The organism is Vibrio ulleungensis (genome assembly GCF_016900875.1).
GTDB classification, from domain to species: domain Bacteria; phylum Pseudomonadota; class Gammaproteobacteria; order Enterobacterales; family Vibrionaceae; genus Vibrio; species Vibrio ulleungensis.
The window spans coordinates 15,043-31,001 of record NZ_JAFEUM010000013.1 but is presented as its reverse complement, the minus strand read 5'-3'; the positions used below and the strand labels follow the sequence as shown (position 1 = coordinate 31,001).

18 protein-coding genes are annotated in these 15,959 nt (G+C 46.5%); all 18 read left to right on the top strand.

Features of this window, described 5'->3' with window-relative positions; all coding sequences use genetic code 11:
* Window positions 1-110: 110 nt before the first annotated feature.
* On the top strand, window positions 111-842 hold the full coding sequence (gene trmJ, locus JQC93_RS19645) for a tRNA (cytosine(32)/uridine(32)-2'-O)-methyltransferase TrmJ (protein WP_205160028.1): 732 nt from the start codon (window positions 111-113) through the stop codon (window positions 840-842).
* Window positions 843-957: 115 nt separating this feature from the next.
* Window positions 958-1,461, top strand: a complete 504-nt coding sequence (gene iscR, locus JQC93_RS19640) for a Fe-S cluster assembly transcriptional regulator IscR (protein WP_084888332.1) — start codon at window positions 958-960, stop codon at window positions 1,459-1,461.
* A gap of 26 nt (window positions 1,462-1,487) precedes the next feature.
* Complete coding sequence (locus tag JQC93_RS19635) at window positions 1,488-2,702, top strand: IscS subfamily cysteine desulfurase (RefSeq protein WP_205160027.1); 1,215 nt, start codon at window positions 1,488-1,490, stop codon at window positions 2,700-2,702.
* Between the two features lie 45 nt (window positions 2,703-2,747).
* Window positions 2,748-3,128: a Fe-S cluster assembly scaffold IscU gene (iscU, locus tag JQC93_RS19630; protein WP_084888336.1), complete on the top strand. Its 381-nt coding sequence runs from the start codon at window positions 2,748-2,750 to the stop codon at window positions 3,126-3,128.
* Between the two features lie 63 nt (window positions 3,129-3,191).
* Window positions 3,192-3,515, top strand: coding sequence for an iron-sulfur cluster assembly protein IscA (gene iscA, locus JQC93_RS19625; protein WP_084888338.1), 324 nt, complete (start codon window positions 3,192-3,194; stop codon window positions 3,513-3,515).
* Between the two features lie 44 nt (window positions 3,516-3,559).
* On the top strand, window positions 3,560-4,075 hold the full coding sequence (hscB, locus tag JQC93_RS19620) for a co-chaperone HscB (protein ID WP_205160026.1): 516 nt from the start codon (window positions 3,560-3,562) through the stop codon (window positions 4,073-4,075).
* Between the two features lie 35 nt (window positions 4,076-4,110).
* The gene (gene hscA, locus JQC93_RS19615) at window positions 4,111-5,961 is read left to right on the top strand and encodes a Fe-S protein assembly chaperone HscA (RefSeq protein WP_205160025.1); all 1,851 of its coding nucleotides are present in this window, start codon (window positions 4,111-4,113) and stop codon (window positions 5,959-5,961) included.
* Window positions 5,962-5,981: 20 nt separating this feature from the next.
* Window positions 5,982-6,320: an ISC system 2Fe-2S type ferredoxin gene (fdx, locus tag JQC93_RS19610; RefSeq protein ID WP_205160024.1), complete on the top strand. Its 339-nt coding sequence runs from the start codon at window positions 5,982-5,984 to the stop codon at window positions 6,318-6,320.
* Window positions 6,321-6,391: 71 nt separating this feature from the next.
* Window positions 6,392-6,592 carry a Fe-S cluster assembly protein IscX gene (gene iscX, locus JQC93_RS19605; protein WP_205160023.1) on the top strand — a complete coding sequence of 67 codons (201 nt, stop codon included), beginning with the start codon at window positions 6,392-6,394 and terminating at the stop codon, window positions 6,590-6,592.
* A 160-nt stretch (window positions 6,593-6,752) separates the two neighbouring features.
* The gene (gene pepB, locus JQC93_RS19600; protein ID WP_205160022.1) at window positions 6,753-8,045 is read left to right on the top strand and encodes an aminopeptidase PepB; all 1,293 of its coding nucleotides are present in this window, start codon (window positions 6,753-6,755) and stop codon (window positions 8,043-8,045) included.
* 135 nt (window positions 8,046-8,180) lie between these two features.
* Entirely contained in the window at window positions 8,181-8,606 is a 426-nt protein-coding gene (gene ndk, locus JQC93_RS19595; protein ID WP_205160021.1) for a nucleoside-diphosphate kinase, read from the top strand.
* Between the two features lie 174 nt (window positions 8,607-8,780).
* Window positions 8,781-9,899 (top strand): bifunctional tRNA (adenosine(37)-C2)-methyltransferase TrmG/ribosomal RNA large subunit methyltransferase RlmN, encoded by a 1,119-nt coding sequence (locus JQC93_RS19590; protein WP_205160043.1) that lies wholly within the window; start codon window positions 8,781-8,783, stop codon window positions 9,897-9,899.
* 56 nt (window positions 9,900-9,955) lie between these two features.
* Window positions 9,956-10,675 (top strand): type IV pilus biogenesis/stability protein PilW, encoded by a 720-nt coding sequence (gene pilW / locus JQC93_RS19585; protein WP_205160020.1) that lies wholly within the window; start codon window positions 9,956-9,958, stop codon window positions 10,673-10,675.
* 18 nt (window positions 10,676-10,693) lie between these two features.
* Window positions 10,694-11,671 carry a cytoskeleton protein RodZ gene (rodZ, locus tag JQC93_RS19580; protein WP_205160019.1) on the top strand — a complete coding sequence of 326 codons (978 nt, stop codon included), beginning with the start codon at window positions 10,694-10,696 and terminating at the stop codon, window positions 11,669-11,671.
* A 4-nt stretch (window positions 11,672-11,675) separates the two neighbouring features.
* Window positions 11,676-12,800 (top strand): flavodoxin-dependent (E)-4-hydroxy-3-methylbut-2-enyl-diphosphate synthase, encoded by a 1,125-nt coding sequence (gene ispG / locus JQC93_RS19575; RefSeq protein WP_205160018.1) that lies wholly within the window; start codon window positions 11,676-11,678, stop codon window positions 12,798-12,800.
* Window positions 12,801-12,812: 12 nt separating this feature from the next.
* Window positions 12,813-14,081 (top strand): histidine--tRNA ligase, encoded by a 1,269-nt coding sequence (hisS, locus tag JQC93_RS19570; RefSeq protein WP_205160017.1) that lies wholly within the window; start codon window positions 12,813-12,815, stop codon window positions 14,079-14,081.
* A 12-nt stretch (window positions 14,082-14,093) separates the two neighbouring features.
* Complete coding sequence (locus JQC93_RS19565; protein WP_205160016.1) at window positions 14,094-14,708, top strand: YfgM family protein; 615 nt, start codon at window positions 14,094-14,096, stop codon at window positions 14,706-14,708.
* 10 nt (window positions 14,709-14,718) lie between these two features.
* Entirely contained in the window at window positions 14,719-15,882 is a 1,164-nt protein-coding gene (bamB, locus tag JQC93_RS19560; RefSeq protein ID WP_205160015.1) for an outer membrane protein assembly factor BamB, read from the top strand.
* Window positions 15,883-15,959 lie beyond the last annotated feature (77 nt).

Below are 15,959 nucleotides of genomic sequence, written 5' to 3'. Positions count from 1 at the left end.
GTGTCATCGATTCTACCTATGGGGAGTATAGAAAAGTTGCTACTGTAGTTCATGGTCCAAATTTGCTAGGATCGGCGCCGATCCACACACTCACTAAGAAAAGATAGCTTATGTTGAACAAAGTACGAGTTGTATTAGTTGGTACCTCTCATTCAGGTAATATTGGCTCCGCAGCCAGGGCAATGAAAGTCATGGGGCTTGAGCAACTGGTTTTAGTGGATCCACAATGCGAAGTTGACGAACAAACTTTGGCGCTGGCTTCAGGGGCGGGTGATGTCGCTACCAACGCTAAGATTGTTGCCACGCTAGAAGAAGCCGTTGCAGACTGTGAGTTGGTCTTTGGTACCAGCGCTCGCTCTCGCAATTTAAACTGGCCATTTGTTGAACCACGCGAATGTGGCCAAAAAGCGATTGAGCAAGCGTTAACCGGAAATGTTGCGGTTGTTTTTGGACGAGAAAGAACCGGTCTAACCAACGAAGAACTGCAATTGTGTCAGTATCATTTAGGTATTCCTGCTAACCCTGAATACAGCTCGTTGAACTTAGCAATGGCAGTACAAACGGTATCGTATGAAATTCGCATGGCGTTTCTAGAACATCAGCGTTCTGCATATAAAGAGCAGGTACAAGAGTACCCTCGACACAAAGAGCTAGAAATGTTTTATGAACACCTTGAAAAAGTCCTCATCGATACCCAATTTCTATCTCAGAAACAGCCGACTTTGGTAATGAATAAATTACGCCGATTGTTTAATCGAGCGCGCCCAGAGTTACAAGAATTGAATATTTTACGAGGCATTTTGACCTCGATTGAAAAGAAAAAGCCGCAAAATAGTGATTGAAATTTAACCACTTAAAATGTGGGGCTAAATACCTGACTGTTTTAGTCAAATAAATACTTGACCCTTTTAGTCAGGTATGGAACACTTCCCTTATGTAGTAAAGAGGGAACCGACAATGAGACTGACTTCAAAAGGTAGATATGCAGTAACCGCGATGCTTGATGTCGCTCTGCATGCGCAGACGAATCCAGTGCCGCTGGCTGATATCTCGGAGCGACAAGGAATATCGCTCTCCTATTTAGAGCAGCTTTTTTCTAAATTAAGAAAAGCCGGATTGGTCTCGAGTATTCGTGGACCAGGTGGTGGCTACAGACTTGGCTTAGAGCCAACAGCCATTTCTATCGGCACGATTATTGGTGCCGTCGACGAATCTGTCGATGCGACCAAATGTCAAGGCAAAGGTGATTGCCAAGGCGGTGTTCGTTGCTTAACTCACACATTGTGGAGAGACTTAAGCTCGCGCATCAGCGACTTCTTAGACAACATTACGCTTGGTGAGCTAATGGTGGATAACGAAGTATTAGAACTTTCAGACCGACAAGATGTAGACTTGGCGGTAAACCACGGACTTGGTCAAAAGGCGTCTGCCGCGACCATTGGCGTAAACATGCGTTCGTAACGAAACAGTTTTTGACGGAGTATTAAATGAAACTGCCGATTTATTTAGATTATTCAGCGACTTGCCCAGTTGATCCTCGTGTTGCTGAAAAAATGGTTCAGTTCATGACTATGGACGGCACCTTTGGTAACCCTGCGTCACGCTCTCACCGATATGGTTGGCAGGCGGAAGAAGCGGTTGATACCGCTCGTGAGCAGATTGCCGATCTTATTAATGCCGATCCACGCGAGATTGTGTTTACGTCTGGTGCTACTGAATCCGATAACTTGGCCATTAAGGGTGCTGCACACTTTTACGGTAAAAAAGGTAAGCATGTCATTACCAGCAAAACTGAGCATAAAGCCGTGCTTGACCCATGTCGTCAGCTTGAGCGTGAAGGATACGAAGTTACGTATTTAGAGCCTGAAACAAACGGCTTGATCGATCTGCAAAAACTACAAGACGCGATGCGTGAAGATACGATCTTAGTGTCAATCATGCATGTGAATAACGAAATTGGTGTGGTTCAAGACATTGCTGCTATGGGCGAAGTGTGTCGTGACCGCAAGATCATTTTTCATGTTGATGCTGCTCAATCTGCAGGTAAATTGCCGATTGATGTCCAAGAAATGAAAGTCGACTTGATTTCATTCTCTGCTCATAAAATTTACGGCCCGAAAGGCATTGGCGCACTTTACGTACGACGCAAGCCTCGTATTCGCCTAGAAGCACAAATGCACGGCGGTGGTCACGAGCGCGGTTTCCGTTCTGGTACACTTCCAACCCACCAAATTGTGGGCATGGGTGAAGCATTCCGTATCGCAAAAGAAGACATGCAAAAAGATTACGACCATGCGCTAGCATTGCGTAACCGTTTGTGGAAAGGCGTCAACGAGATGGAAGCGGTAACGGTGAACGGTGATTTTGATCAGCGAGTCCCGCACAACTTAAACGTAAGCTTTGCGTTTGTTGAAGGCGAGTCACTGCTTATGTCACTAAAAGATCTCGCGGTATCGTCTGGCTCTGCCTGTACATCTGCCAGTCTTGAGCCGTCGTATGTATTACGTGCTCTAGGTTTAAACGACGAATTGGCACACAGTTCAGTTCGCTTCTCATTTGGTCGTTTCACCACGGAAGAAGAAATAGATTACGCTGTTGAACAAATCAAAACAGCTGTTAACAAATTACGCGACATGTCACCTCTATGGGATATGTATCAAGAGGGAGTTGATCTCGATACGGTTGAGTGGGCGCACCACTAATCCAATCACGTAGATTAACCAGATAGAGGAAGTGAGGAATTAATCATGGCATATAGTGAAAAAGTTTTAGACCACTACGAAAACCCACGCAACGTTGGTTCATTCGATAAGGAAGACCCAAATGTGGGCAGTGGCATGGTGGGTGCACCCGCTTGTGGCGACGTAATGAAGCTGCAAATTAAAGTGACACCAGAAGGCATCATTGAAGATGCAAAATTTAAGACCTATGGTTGTGGTTCTGCTATCGCATCGAGCTCTCTAGTCACTGAGTGGGTGAAAGGCAAGTCCGTAGACGAAGCTGCCGCAATTAAGAATGCTGAAATTGCAGAAGAACTTGAGCTTCCTCCGGTAAAAGTTCACTGTTCAATTCTTGCAGAAGACGCTATTAAAGCCGCTGTTGCGGATTACAAAAAGAAACACGATTAATCAATCCAAGTGGCTACCTCATAGTGAGGTAGCACCTTTTAGAAACATAATACAGGTTGAAGTATGGCCATTACACTTTCACAAGCAGCAGCAACTCGCGTCAAAGCCTTTTTAGAAAACCGCGGTAAAGGCGTAGGATTGCGTCTTGGCGTTAAAACCACAGGTTGCTCGGGGATGGCTTACGTTCTGGAATTTGTTGATGATCTCAATGAAGAAGACTCCGTTTTTGAAGACCAAGGTATTCGCGTAATCATTGACGCTAAAAGCCTAGTGTACTTAGACGGAACAGAGCTGGATTATGTGAAAGAAGGACTCAATGAAGGTTTCGAATTTAACAACCCCAATGCGAAAAGCGAATGCGGTTGTGGCGAAAGCTTTAACGTTTAGGTTGGCTTGACCACCTCGATCTAACTTTGGATGTTGTTGTATCGATGAATCATTTTGAACTCTTTGGGCTACCGCTTCAGTTTCAACTGGATGGTAGCCTTCTTTCTTCTAGCTTCCGTGACTTGCAGCGCCAATTTCACCCAGATAACTTTGCGTCTCAAGGTGATAGTGAGCAGTTAAAGGCCGTGCAAAAAGCATCGCAAATTAACGATGCTTACCGGATACTAAAATCCCCGATTTTACGCGCAGAATATATGCTCTCGTTGCACGGTGTGGATATTCGTGGGGAGCAGCAAACTTTGCAAGACCCGATGTTCTTGATGGAGCAAATGGAACTACGAGAAGAGCTAGAATCTATTGCAGAAGGACCCGAGCCAGAAGACGGCTTATTTGACTTTGACGCCAAGGTGCGGAAAATGCATAAAAGCGCGTTAAACACCGTGCAAGACCTACTTGAGCAATCTGCTTGGGATGAGGCTGCCGATGGTGTTCGCAAGCTTAAGTTTATCGAAAAATTAGCAAATGAAGTGGAACGCGTCGAAGAGAGTCTACTCGATTAACGACCTCCATTTCGGTATTTAACACTAGGATAGTCATGCCTTTACTTCAAATTGCCGAACCAGGACAAAGCTCGGCGCCACACCAACATAAGCTTGCCGCTGGTATTGACCTCGGAACCACAAATTCATTGGTTGCCACCGTACGCAGTGGCGAAGCTAAGCCACTTTTAGACAGTCAAGGCCGTGCCACATTACCATCGGTAGTCCATTATACTCCGACAAGCGTGGAGCTTGGATTTGATGCATTGGCTCATTCCGAAACCGATCCTCAAAACACGGTCGTATCGGTGAAGCGTTTAATGGGGCGCTCTTTGAGCGACGTAAGCGAGCGTTATCCAAATCTGCCTTATTCAATGGTCGCAAGTGATAACGGTTTGCCGGTATTGCAAACGTCGGCGGGTGACAAAAACCCGATTCAAGTCTCTGCTGATATTCTTAAAGCATTAGCCAATCGCGCTGAGACAGCTTTAGAGGGGGAGTTGACGGGAGTCGTTATTACCGTGCCGGCTTACTTCGATGATGCTCAACGTGCGGGGACAAAAGATGCTGCCAAATTAGCTGGTCTAACGGTTTTACGCTTGTTGAATGAACCAACTGCAGCCGCTATCGCCTATGGGCTAGATTCAGGTCAAGAGGGCATTATTGCTGTTTATGATCTTGGCGGTGGTACCTTCGATATCTCTATTCTTCGCCTATCTAAAGGGGTGTTTGAAGTGTTAGCGACTGGAGGTGATTCAGCCTTAGGTGGTGACGACTTTGACCATCTATTAGTTGAGCACATTCAGCAGCAAATGGGTAAGCTTAGCTTGAATGCTCATGAACGCCGCGCAGTGACTCACGCTGCGACACAAGCAAAAATAGATTTGTCGAATAATGAGGTTGCTTCTATCTCGGTGTTGGGCTGGGAAGGCCAAATTTCTCGCGAGCAGTTTGACGATATCATTCGCCCACTAATTAAAAAGACGTTGCTTGCCAGTCGTAAAACTCTTCGTGATGCACAGGTGGATGGCGACGACGTTATGCAAGTGGTCATGGTGGGTGGGTCAACTCGTACTCCTCTTGTTCGGTCTATGGTGGGTGAGTTTTTTGATAAACAGCCGTTAACCAGCATTAACCCAGATGAAGTTGTCGCCATTGGTGCGGCAATTCAGGCAGACATTCTCGCTGGCAACAAACCCGACTCAGAAATGCTACTGCTCGACGTATTGCCTCTGTCATTGGGCATTGAAACTATGGGTGGCTTGGTAGAGAAAATTATTCCAAGAAACACCACTATCCCAGTGGCTAGAGCGCAAGAATTCACCACCTTTAAGCATGGACAAACCGCGATGACGGTGCACACTGTGCAAGGTGAGCGCGAGATGGTTGACGATTGTCGCTCATTGGCCAAATTTGCCCTCAAAGGTATTCCTCCAATGGCCGCAGGCGCGGCGCATATTCGCGTAACTTATCAAGTGGATGCCGACGGCTTACTGTCGGTGACGGCTATGGAAAAGAGCACCGGAGTGCAAGCTGAGATTCAAGTGAAACCGTCATACGGACTCAGCGATGACGAAGTGGCTCGAATGCTTAAAGAGTCAATGAGTCACGCACAACAAGACATGCAAGCCAGAGCTCTGGCTGAGCAGCGCGTAGAAGCTGACCGTGTTATTGAAGACCTACTTGCGGCCATGTCGCAAGATGGGGATGAACTGCTTACCGACGAAGAGCGCGACACGTTAATTAAGTCCATTGAGGCGCTTATTGAACTGCGTAACGGTCAGGATACTAGCGCCATCGAAACAGGCATCAAGCAAACCGATAAAGCCAGCCAAGAGTTTGCATCACGCCGAATGGACAAATCGATTCGTCAGGCCTTAGCGGGCCAGAAAGTCGAAGATATTTAAGTTTTAGGGAACGTTTTAACATGCCGAAGATTATAGTTTTACCTCATGATGATTTGTGCCCAGAAGGTGCAGTACTAGAAGCCAATAGTGGCGAAACCGTCCTCGACGTAGCCTTAAAAAATGGCATTGGCATTGAGCACGCATGTGAAAAATCATGCGCGTGTACAACGTGCCATATTGTGGTTCGTGAAGGGTTTGACTCATTGGATGAAAGCGATGAGTTGGAAGATGACATGCTGGATAAAGCTTGGGGCCTTGAACCTGAGTCGCGACTTGGCTGTCAAGCTAAGGTGACCGACGAGGATCTTGTAGTAGAAATTCCAAAGTACACGCTTAACCACGCGTCAGAAGATCATTAATGCTTCAGAGTATCATGAGCACTCTGTAGCAAGAGCGTTTCAAGATTAATGGACTATATTGAGGAGCGACCATGAGTTTAAAGTGGATAGATACCCGCGATATTGCGATTGAGTTGGTGGATAAGTTTCCGGACTTAGAGCCAACCACGGTTCGTTTTACTGACTTGCACCAATGGGTAATGGAGTTGGAGGAGTTTGATGATGATCCCAACCATTCTAATGAAAAAATACTAGAAGCCATTGTTATGTGCTGGTTAGATGAACGAGACTAGCGTTAAATAATGTAACTTAGTTAACAAAAATCAAGAAAAAGCGAGGCGCAGGCCTCGCTTTTTATATTTCTGACACCATATCTAGGCATAATAGCCGACCTAATTTGGCTAAATACATCTGAATAAAGCGCCGATGCAAGAGCGCTAACAAGGAGACTCCATGTCATCACTGATGAACATTACACTGACTAATCAAAGCGCGGGCCCACAATGGGGCGATAACGCGATACTTTCGTTCAATGATCAAGGTGCATCAATTCACCTTAATGACTCTCACGACTTAGGTGCGATTCAAAAAGCTGCCCGAAAACTGGATGGGCAAGGTATCCGCGAGCTTCATTTACAAGGTGAAAGTTGGGATCTAGAAGAAGTATGGGCGTTTTATCAAGGCTATCGTAATCCAAAAAAACACGGCAAAGTTTCTTGGGACACTCTATCTGATGATGCGCAAGCAGAGCTTGAAGCTCGAATTAAAGCATCAGACTGGACTCGAGATATCATCAATAAAACAGGTGAAGAGGTTGCACCACGCCAGTTAGCAACTATGGCGGCGGAATTTATTAAGTCGTTATCACCAGAGCATGTTAAGTACAAAATTGTCAAAGACAAAGATCTTCTTACCGAAGGCTGGGAAGGGATTTATGCAGTCGGTCGAGGTTCAGACAGAACGTCGGCAATGCTGCAACTGGATTACAACCCTACTGGTGACGAAAACGCACCGGTATTTGCCTGTCTAGTAGGTAAAGGGATCACTTTTGATTCAGGCGGTTACAGTTTAAAACCTTCTAACTTTATGACGTCGATGAAAGCCGATATGGGCGGAGCCGCAACGGCGACCGGTGGTATGGCGTTGTCTATCATGCGTGGTTTAAATAAACGCGTAAAACTGATCCTATGTTGTGCAGAGAACATGGTTTCTGGACGTGCTTTGAAGCTGGGTGATGTGATCACCTATAAAAACGGTAAAACAGTCGAGATCATGAATACCGATGCCGAAGGTCGCTTAGTATTGGCCGATGGCCTAATGTACGCTTCTGCTCAAGACCCTGAGTTTATTGTTGATTGTGCGACCCTAACAGGTGCAGCTAAAAACGCTCTGGGTAACGATTATCATGCGCTTATGTCTTTCGACGATGCGCTTGCTGAAGTGGCACTAAAGAGTGCCAATGATGAAAAAGAAGGTATGTGGCGTCTGCCATTGGCCGACTTCCATCGTGGTATGTTGCCTTCAAACTTTGCCGATTTGTCCAACATCGGCAGCGGTGATTACTCACCGGGTGCAAGTACCGCAGCAGCGTTTTTGTCTTACTTTGTCGACGACTATAAAAACAATTGGATGCATGTTGACTGCGCGGCCACGTACCGTAAGTCTTCGACCGATAAATGGTCTGCCGGTGCAACGGGTGTCGGCATCCGTACGTTAGCCAATATTTTGCAAACTAAAGCTCAATAGCTTTTATTCTTGATGATCCCTATGCGATTGGTGAGCTGTCGTGCTTAACAGATCAACAATCGCTACATTGAGACTGAACACACTAGGTAATTGTGGTTATCTAGAAATGCCAACAAATTATAAAAAGGAATTGAAATGGCGATTGAAAAAACTTTTTCTATAGTGAAGCCTGACGCGGTAAAACGTAACCTCATTGGAGAAATCTACAACCGTTTTGAGAAAGCGGGTCTGCAGATTGTTGCCTCTAAGATGGTTCACCTTACTGAAGAGCAAGCAAGTGGATTTTACGCTGAGCATGATGGCAAACCCTTCTTTGAGGACTTGAAAGCGTTTATGACGTCTGGCCCAATAATGGTTCAGGTTCTGGAAGGTGAAAATGCAATTACTCGTTACCGTGAGTTGATGGGTAAAACCAACCCAGAAGAAGCCGCGTGTGGAACGATTCGTGCTGACTTTGCACTGAGTATGCGTCATAACTCAGTACACGGCTCGGACAGCCCTGAATCTGCAGCTCGTGAAATTGAGTTTTTCTTTGCTCCATCAGAAATCTGCCCACGTTAATTTCTAGAAAAATGAGCGCTATACTTAAAGGTCAGTCACTTAGGTGACCGGCCTTTTTATGTGGGTATTCTCACCCTTGTTGTCGGTGACCAAACCCTGTACAATTCGCGCCCTATTTAGACTGAGACTGCGATGACAGCAGACTCAACCAATCTCGAGAATGAAAGAGGCAACATGACTCAAGCGAAAGTGAATTTGATGGATCTTGACCGTAATGGACTTCGTCAATACTTTACCGAAGATCTCGGTGAAAAAGCCTTTCGTGCCGAACAGGTGATGAAGTGGATATACCACTACGGTATTGATAACTTCGACGAAATGACCAACCTCAATAAGAAGCTACGCGAAAAGCTAAAGCGTGTGGCAGAGGTAAAAGCACCTGTCGTGTCAGAAGCCCAGCATTCATCGGACGGTACCATCAAATGGGCAATGCGTGTCGGAGACCAAGACGTCGAGACCGTGTACATTCCTGATGAAGACCGAGCGACATTGTGTGTGTCGTCGCAAGTTGGCTGTGCTCTTGAGTGCAAGTTTTGCTCTACCGCTCAGCAAGGGTTTAATCGTAACCTTCGAGTGTCTGAAATTATTGGACAAGTATGGCGCGCGGCAAGAGAGATAGGTCTGCAAAAAGACACTGGCCGACGCCCAATCACCAATGTCGTCATGATGGGCATGGGCGAGCCCCTGCTCAACATGAAAAACCTCATCCCCGCGCTAGAGCTTATGCTAGATGACTTGGGTTTTGGGTTGTCAAAGCGTCGAGTAACAGTATCCACATCGGGTGTTGTGTCTGGTTTGGATCAGATGACTGGCACCATTGATGTTGCGTTAGCCATTTCTTTGCACGCTCCAACAGATGAGTTGCGCAGTGAAATCATGCCAATTAACGACCGTTGGAACATTCAAGACTTTTTAGGCTCGGTACGTCGATATATTGAATCGTCTAATGCAAACCGAGGCAAGGTCACGGTCGAATATATCTTGTTGGATCATGTCAATGACGACATGGAACATGCAAGGCAGCTCGCAGACTTGCTAAAAGATACCCCAGCCAAAGTCAATTTGATTCCATTTAACCCTTATCCTGGTTCACCTTATAAGAAGCCAAGTAATTCGCGCATCGACCGTTTTATGAAAACATTGATGCAGTACGATTTTACGGTAACGGTTCGTAAAACTCGTGGGGATGACATCGATGCAGCCTGTGGTCAACTGGTTGGTGATGTGATCGACCGCACTAAGCGAACAAAACAGTTGAAAAGCGCGGAACCAATTGAAGTTAAGTCTCTCTAAACTCTGAGAGATTCCTAAAAATGAGCTCTGCGTCCAATTTTACGTAGGTAAGCTCAATGTTTAGTAGATTGATAACCATTTTTATTGTCAGTACTTCGATAGGCTGTGTTACAGTGACAGAGCCTGTCGCTGAGGTCGATAATAAAAAAGCTGCGATTTCAAGAATTGAACTAGGTTTCAACTACTTAGAATCTGGTGATAGTGCAAAAGCTAAGCAAAATTTTACCAAAGCTATGCGAGTTGCTCCCGAGTTAGCCGCTAGCCATTTGGCCATTGCCTACTATTATCAAAGCGTCGGCGAGCTGAACAAAACGCATGCAGCCTATCTGCGAGGTATTGCAACGGTTCAGCAACGGGGTGATTTATACAATAATTATGGAGCATTTCTCTGCTCGCAGAGAGAATACGAGCAAGCGCTGCACTATTTTGAGCAAGCAATTGCCCAGCCTGATTACTATCAGACAGCGGCCAGTTATGAAAACGCCGGGTTATGCGCATTACAAGCAGAAGATAAACAACAAGCATTCGAGTTTTTCCAGCGTGCGACTGAACATCAACCGCTGCGCTTTCAAGCCACGTTGCAGTTAGCGAAACTGGAAATAGCACAGGGTGATCGAGCTAATGCTAGGCTTCGATTACATAGGTTTCATCAAAGGTACGGGTACCACGTTAATAGCATTACATTGTTGATAGAACTAGAAAAACAAGCTGACAATTGGAGTATGGTGGATGAATATCAGCACCTTCTCGAGCGACAACTACCCGTATCGCAGTAATATCAAAACAGATAATTCATGAACGAACAGAGTCAACTGCACGATAACGCAGAACAGCAAACAGAACAGTCTCAAACTCCTCCGATTGAGTTGGCGGGTGATTTATTGCGAAAGCAACGTCTTGCGCTTGGCATGAGCCAAAAACAGGTTGCCGATAGACTTAGATTACGTGAAACCACCATCGACGCGATCGATAAAAATGAATTCGATCTCGGGCAAGTCGACACCTTTGTTAAAGGGTACTTACGCTCTTATGCAAAAATTGTCGGCCTCAAAGAGCACGATGTGCTTGCCGCTTACGAACAGCACAATCCAAGTGCTGCGGGCGACTCCGCCTTGCAAAGCTTCTCCAGAAAAACCAAGAACGAAAAGCACGACAATAACTTGATGCGATTGACTTATGTGATCGTGATTATCTTAATTGGTATATCTTCACTGTGGTGGTGGCAAAGCCAGCAAAACAACGGTGTAGAGATAGACGCGCCGCAAGAAATTGTCAACGAACAAAGTGACCCAGCTCTAGAGACTGAACCGGTTGTTGAAATTATAGCACCAGCTTCTAATGAACCCGCTTCACCGAGTATCGACCGTGATGCCCAGCAGCGTGAAGCCAGCGTCATTGAACAAGACACTCAACCAGAGTCAGTCACCGAACAATCAGAGCCAGAAGCAGAAGTTGCAGAAGCACCGGTTGAGATCGTTGAAGACGTTGTTGCTCAAACTGAGAGCCCAGAGCCACAAGCGCCTGTTGAAGTCTCATCGAGTGAGCTCTTTATGACATTTACGGCGGACTGCTGGATCCAAGTAAAAGATGCCACAGGTAAAGTGCTCTCTACCGGGGTTAAAAAAGCAGGCAACAGTTTCTCATTAGATGGAGAAAAACCTTACAGCATTATTTTAGGTGCTCCAGAAGGTGTGGAAATGCGATTAGCAAGTGAACCTGTCGACCTTTCTGGGTATACTGCCGGTAAAGTAGCCCGATTTACATTACCTTAACGATATGCAATACGAATCTCCTATAAAACGTCGCCCATCGACTCGAATTTACGTGGGCGATGTGCCTATTGGTGACGGTGCTCCAATTGCCGTTCAATCAATGACAAATACACGCACCACGGATGTAGACGCAACCGTGGCTCAAATACGCTCGTTGGAGAAAGTAGGAGCAGACATTGTTCGTGTCTCCGTGCCAACGATGGAAGCGGCCGAAGCATTCAGACAGATCAAACAGCAAGTCGCTGTCCCGTTAGTGGCCGATATCCACTTTGACTATCGCATTGCGTTAAAAGTGGCAGAGTATGGCGTAGATTGCCTACGTATTAATCCGGGTAACATCGGTAACGAAGCCCGCATACGCTCGGTTGTAGATTGCGCTCGTGATAAAAACATCCCAATCCGTATTGGTGTTAATGGTGGATCGTTAGAAAAAGACCTTCAACTTAAATATGGCGAGCCTACTCCCGAAGCGTTGGTTGAGTCTGCAATGCGCCATGTCGACATTTTAGACAGGCTAAACTTCGATCAGTTTAAGATCAGTGTAAAAGCGTCTGATGTGTTTCTTGCTGTCGATTCGTATCGTTTATTGGCTCAAAAAATTGACCAACCTTTGCATTTGGGGATCACCGAAGCCGGTGGCGCTCGAGCAGGTGCAGTGAAATCGTCGGTTGGGCTAGGTATGTTGCTGGCAGAGGGGATTGGCGACACATTGCGTATTTCTCTTGCCGCAGACCCTGTCGAAGAGATCAAAGTTGGTTTTGATATTCTAAAATCTCTTAGAATTCGCTCACGCGGGATTAACTTCATTGCGTGCCCGAGCTGTTCTCGACAAGAGTTCGATGTGATCGGCACTGTGAATGCTCTTGAGGAGCGTCTGGAAGACATCATCACACCATTGGACGTGTCCATAATAGGGTGTGTGGTCAACGGTCCAGGTGAAGCGGAAGTGTCTCACCTAGGATTAGCAGGAAGCCATCGCAAAAGTGCATTTTACGAAGACGGTAAGCGTCAAAAAGAGCGCTTTGACAATGACAGTTTAGTTGATCAGTTAGAAGCAAAAATTCGCGCAAAAGCTGCGCAAATGGACGAGAGTAATCGCATCGACGTTAATCTCGTTGATACACAGTAATTGGACAGTAAAGTGGCTAAAACTATACAAGCAATTAGAGGCATGAACGACTGCCTCCCGACACAGTCTCCACTGTGGCAAAAAGTAGAAAATGCAGTTAAAAACACGGTAAGTGCTTACGGCTATAGTGAAGTGCGCATGCCGATAGTGGAACAAACGCATCTGTTTAGTCGTGCGATCGGTGAAGTCACCGACGTGGTCGAAAAAGAGATGTACACCTTTGAAGATCGAAATGGCGATAGCCTAACGCTTCGTCCAGAAGGGACAGCTGGGTGTGTTCGCGCTGGAATTGAAAACGGTTTGCTTTATAACCAAGAGCAGCGTTTATGGTATATGGGTCCAATGTTCCGTCACGAGCGTCCTCAAAAAGGTCGCTACCGCCAGTTCCATCAGTGTGGTGTTGAAGCCTTTGGTCTTAATGGTCCCGATGTTGATGCCGAACTGATTATGCTGACGGCGAGATTGTGGCGTGAGCTAGGCATCGCTGATCATGTCCGTTTGGAGTTGAACTCGATCGGCTCATTAGAGGCTCGCCAGCAATACCGTGAAGCGTTAGTTACGTTTCTCGAGCAACACATCGATATCCTCGATGACGATTGTAAGCGACGTATGCATACCAACCCATTGCGTGTGTTGGACACTAAAAATCGCGACATTCAAGCGATACTGGTTGATGCCCCACAACTGTCAGACTATTTAGACCAAGATTCAAAAGAGCACTTTGCTGGATTGTGTGAGTTGCTTGATGCCGCAGGTATTGACTATCAAGTTAACCAACGTCTAGTGCGCGGGCTTGATTATTACAACCGAACGGTTTTCGAATGGATCACCGATAGCTTAGGTGCTCAAGGAACTGTATGTGGTGGTGGTCGCTACGATGGTTTGGTTGAGCAGCTCGGTGGAAAACCTACTCCAGCGGTTGGTTTTGCTATGGGGCTAGAGCGTCTAGTTCTTATGCTCGAAACGCTTGAACTTACCGAAGTAAGACGTAGTGTTGACGTGTATATGGTGACCGCAGGCGAAGGAACTCTAATGGTGGGTATGAAACTTGCCGAGTCATTGCGCGAAGCCTTGCCTGGTATTCGTATCATGAGTCACTTTGGTGGCGGTGGCTTTAAGAAGCAATTTAAACGCGCTGACAAAGTAGGTGCTGTAGTTGCACTTGTGCTTGGCGAAAATGAAGTCGCGGAAGGCACGGTTGTACTCAAAGACCTTAAAGGTGGCGAACAACACAGCATTGCAACAGCAGACGTTGCACATGCACTCAAGGATTTAATTTAAGAGGTTACGATCGTGGAAATTTACGACGATGAAGAGCAACAAGTAGAAGCCATTAAAAATTGGTGGCAAGAAAATGGTAAAGCGATCGTTGTGGGCGCAGTTGTTGGTTTAGGTGGCCTGTTTGGCTGGCGCTATTACCAAGACAGTGTCCTTGAAGCGCAAGAAGCTCTGTCACAACAATACAACACCATCAGCGATGCTTTCGCGATGCAAAGTGCATCAGCTAATGAAGACGCACTGGCGTTTATCGAAGCCAACAAAGGCGAAGAATACGCCGTTCTTGCATCAATGCAGTTGGCGAAAAGCTACGTTGCAGCCGGTGAACTAGAGCAAGGTTTAGCTCAATTGGAGCTTGCACAATCATCGACAAAAGACGCAGCACTTAAAACCGTGCTAACCGTTCGTAAAGCGCGCGTAATGGCAGAGCTTGAGCAGTTTGACGGTGCGCTAGAGCAATTGGCAACAGTGACATCTTCAGGTTGGCAAGGCCGAGTTGCCGAAGCTAAAGGAGACATTCTTCTTCGTCAGGGGAATAAAGAAGCGGCAAAAACCGCGTACCTTGAAGCTCAGCAATCTGTTGATGCTAGCCAGCTGATTCAACTCAAACTGGATGATTTGGCTCAATAAGGGCGGCTGAATGCGTAAACCAATAACAAAATTATTGTGGGCGGCAGCACTTGTAACAGGTTTAGCGGCTTGTTCGAGTGAAGAAGACACGGTGATCATGGCGCCACTACCTGTGGTCCAAAGTGAGTTCACACCAGCGACCAACTGGACCTCGACCGTACGCGGTGGTGTAGGGCACTTTTTTAGTGAACTATCACCGGTCTACGCGTACGACACCCTATTTGTGGCCAGTCGCGACGGTATGGTGCGAGCACTAGAGCCTGAAACTGGTAAAGAAATTTGGTCTCAGAATCTTCAGCAAGACACGCCTGCAAGACTGTCTGGTGGTATCCACGCAGCTTACAGACAGCTTTTTATCGGCTCAGAAAATGGCGAGCTGATCTCTTTGGACGTAGAGTCTGGTGAGATCAAATGGCGCGCACCAGTACAAGGTGAGGTGCTATCTGAGTCGGCAACCGATTCTAACTTAGTATTGACGCATACTAGCCGTGGTATTTTAGTTGCTCATAAAGAGGAAACCGGAGAAGAGGTCTGGTCGATCAGTACTGAAGTGCCTGCATTAACGCTGCGCGGAACCAGCTCTCCCGTGACCGCATCTGGTGGTGTATTTTGGGGAACGGCAAACGGTCGTTTGGCAGCCGCAATTATCGATCGCGGTCAGCTGATTTGGCAACAACCTATCGCGACGCCAAAAGGTGCGACTGAAATTGATCGCCTAGTGGATGTGGATGCAAGCCCTCTAATTCTGGGTACAAACCTCTATACCGTTGGATTTAATGGTCAGCTAGTGGCGATTGATCTTCGTTCTGGTAGTCCCGCTTGGAAGCGTAACTACTCTTCCGCGATGGACATCACCAGTGATGGCCGCACATTATACTTGATTACCGACCGCGACCACGTGGTTGCTGTTGATGCTCGTAGTGGTACAGAATTGTGGAGCAATTTACAACTTGAAAATAGACTGCTCACCGCGCCAAAACTGATCGATGACATGGTTGTTGTTGGTGATAGTGAAGGCTATTTGCACTGGTTAGATCGTCGCAGCGGTAATTTTGTTTCACAACAACTGGTTGATGAAAGTGGCTTTGCTGTTGGCCCTGTTGAGTTAGACGACGGATTTGTCATTCAGACTCGACAAGGCAGCGTAATTAAGTATTCGCTTAACGACGAATAGGTTAAGTTACACGTAAAAGAGTGATATAATTCACATTCGGCTCCATGCTGGCGACAGTTGGAGCCGTTTTGCTGTTT

Bases quoted from the DNA above. Each gene is read 5' to 3' on its own strand.
- hscA (WP_205160025.1), top strand. From the start codon at position 4,111: ATGCCTTTACTTCAAATTGCCGAACCAGGACAAAGCTCGGCGCCACAC.
- iscX (WP_205160023.1), top strand. From the start codon at position 6,392: ATGAGTTTAAAGTGGATAGATACCCGCGATATTGCGATTGAGTTGGTG.
- ndk (WP_205160021.1), top strand. From the start codon at position 8,181: ATGGCGATTGAAAAAACTTTTTCTATAGTGAAGCCTGACGCGGTAAAA.
- pepB (WP_205160022.1), top strand. From the start codon at position 6,753: ATGTCATCACTGATGAACATTACACTGACTAATCAAAGCGCGGGCCCA.
- bamB (WP_205160015.1), top strand. From the start codon at position 14,719: ATGCGTAAACCAATAACAAAATTATTGTGGGCGGCAGCACTTGTAACA.
- rodZ (WP_205160019.1), top strand. From the start codon at position 10,694: ATGAACGAACAGAGTCAACTGCACGATAACGCAGAACAGCAAACAGAA.
- iscA (WP_084888338.1), top strand. From the start codon at position 3,192: ATGGCCATTACACTTTCACAAGCAGCAGCAACTCGCGTCAAAGCCTTT.
- iscU (WP_084888336.1), top strand. From the start codon at position 2,748: ATGGCATATAGTGAAAAAGTTTTAGACCACTACGAAAACCCACGCAAC.
- iscR (WP_084888332.1), top strand. From the start codon at position 958: ATGAGACTGACTTCAAAAGGTAGATATGCAGTAACCGCGATGCTTGAT.
- JQC93_RS19635 (WP_205160027.1), top strand. From the start codon at position 1,488: ATGAAACTGCCGATTTATTTAGATTATTCAGCGACTTGCCCAGTTGAT.
- fdx (WP_205160024.1), top strand. From the start codon at position 5,982: ATGCCGAAGATTATAGTTTTACCTCATGATGATTTGTGCCCAGAAGGT.
- hscB (WP_205160026.1), top strand. From the start codon at position 3,560: ATGAATCATTTTGAACTCTTTGGGCTACCGCTTCAGTTTCAACTGGAT.
- pilW (WP_205160020.1), top strand. From the start codon at position 9,956: ATGTTTAGTAGATTGATAACCATTTTTATTGTCAGTACTTCGATAGGC.
- ispG (WP_205160018.1), top strand. From the start codon at position 11,676: ATGCAATACGAATCTCCTATAAAACGTCGCCCATCGACTCGAATTTAC.
- trmJ (WP_205160028.1), top strand. From the start codon at position 111: ATGTTGAACAAAGTACGAGTTGTATTAGTTGGTACCTCTCATTCAGGT.
- JQC93_RS19590 (WP_205160043.1), top strand. From the start codon at position 8,781: ATGACTCAAGCGAAAGTGAATTTGATGGATCTTGACCGTAATGGACTT.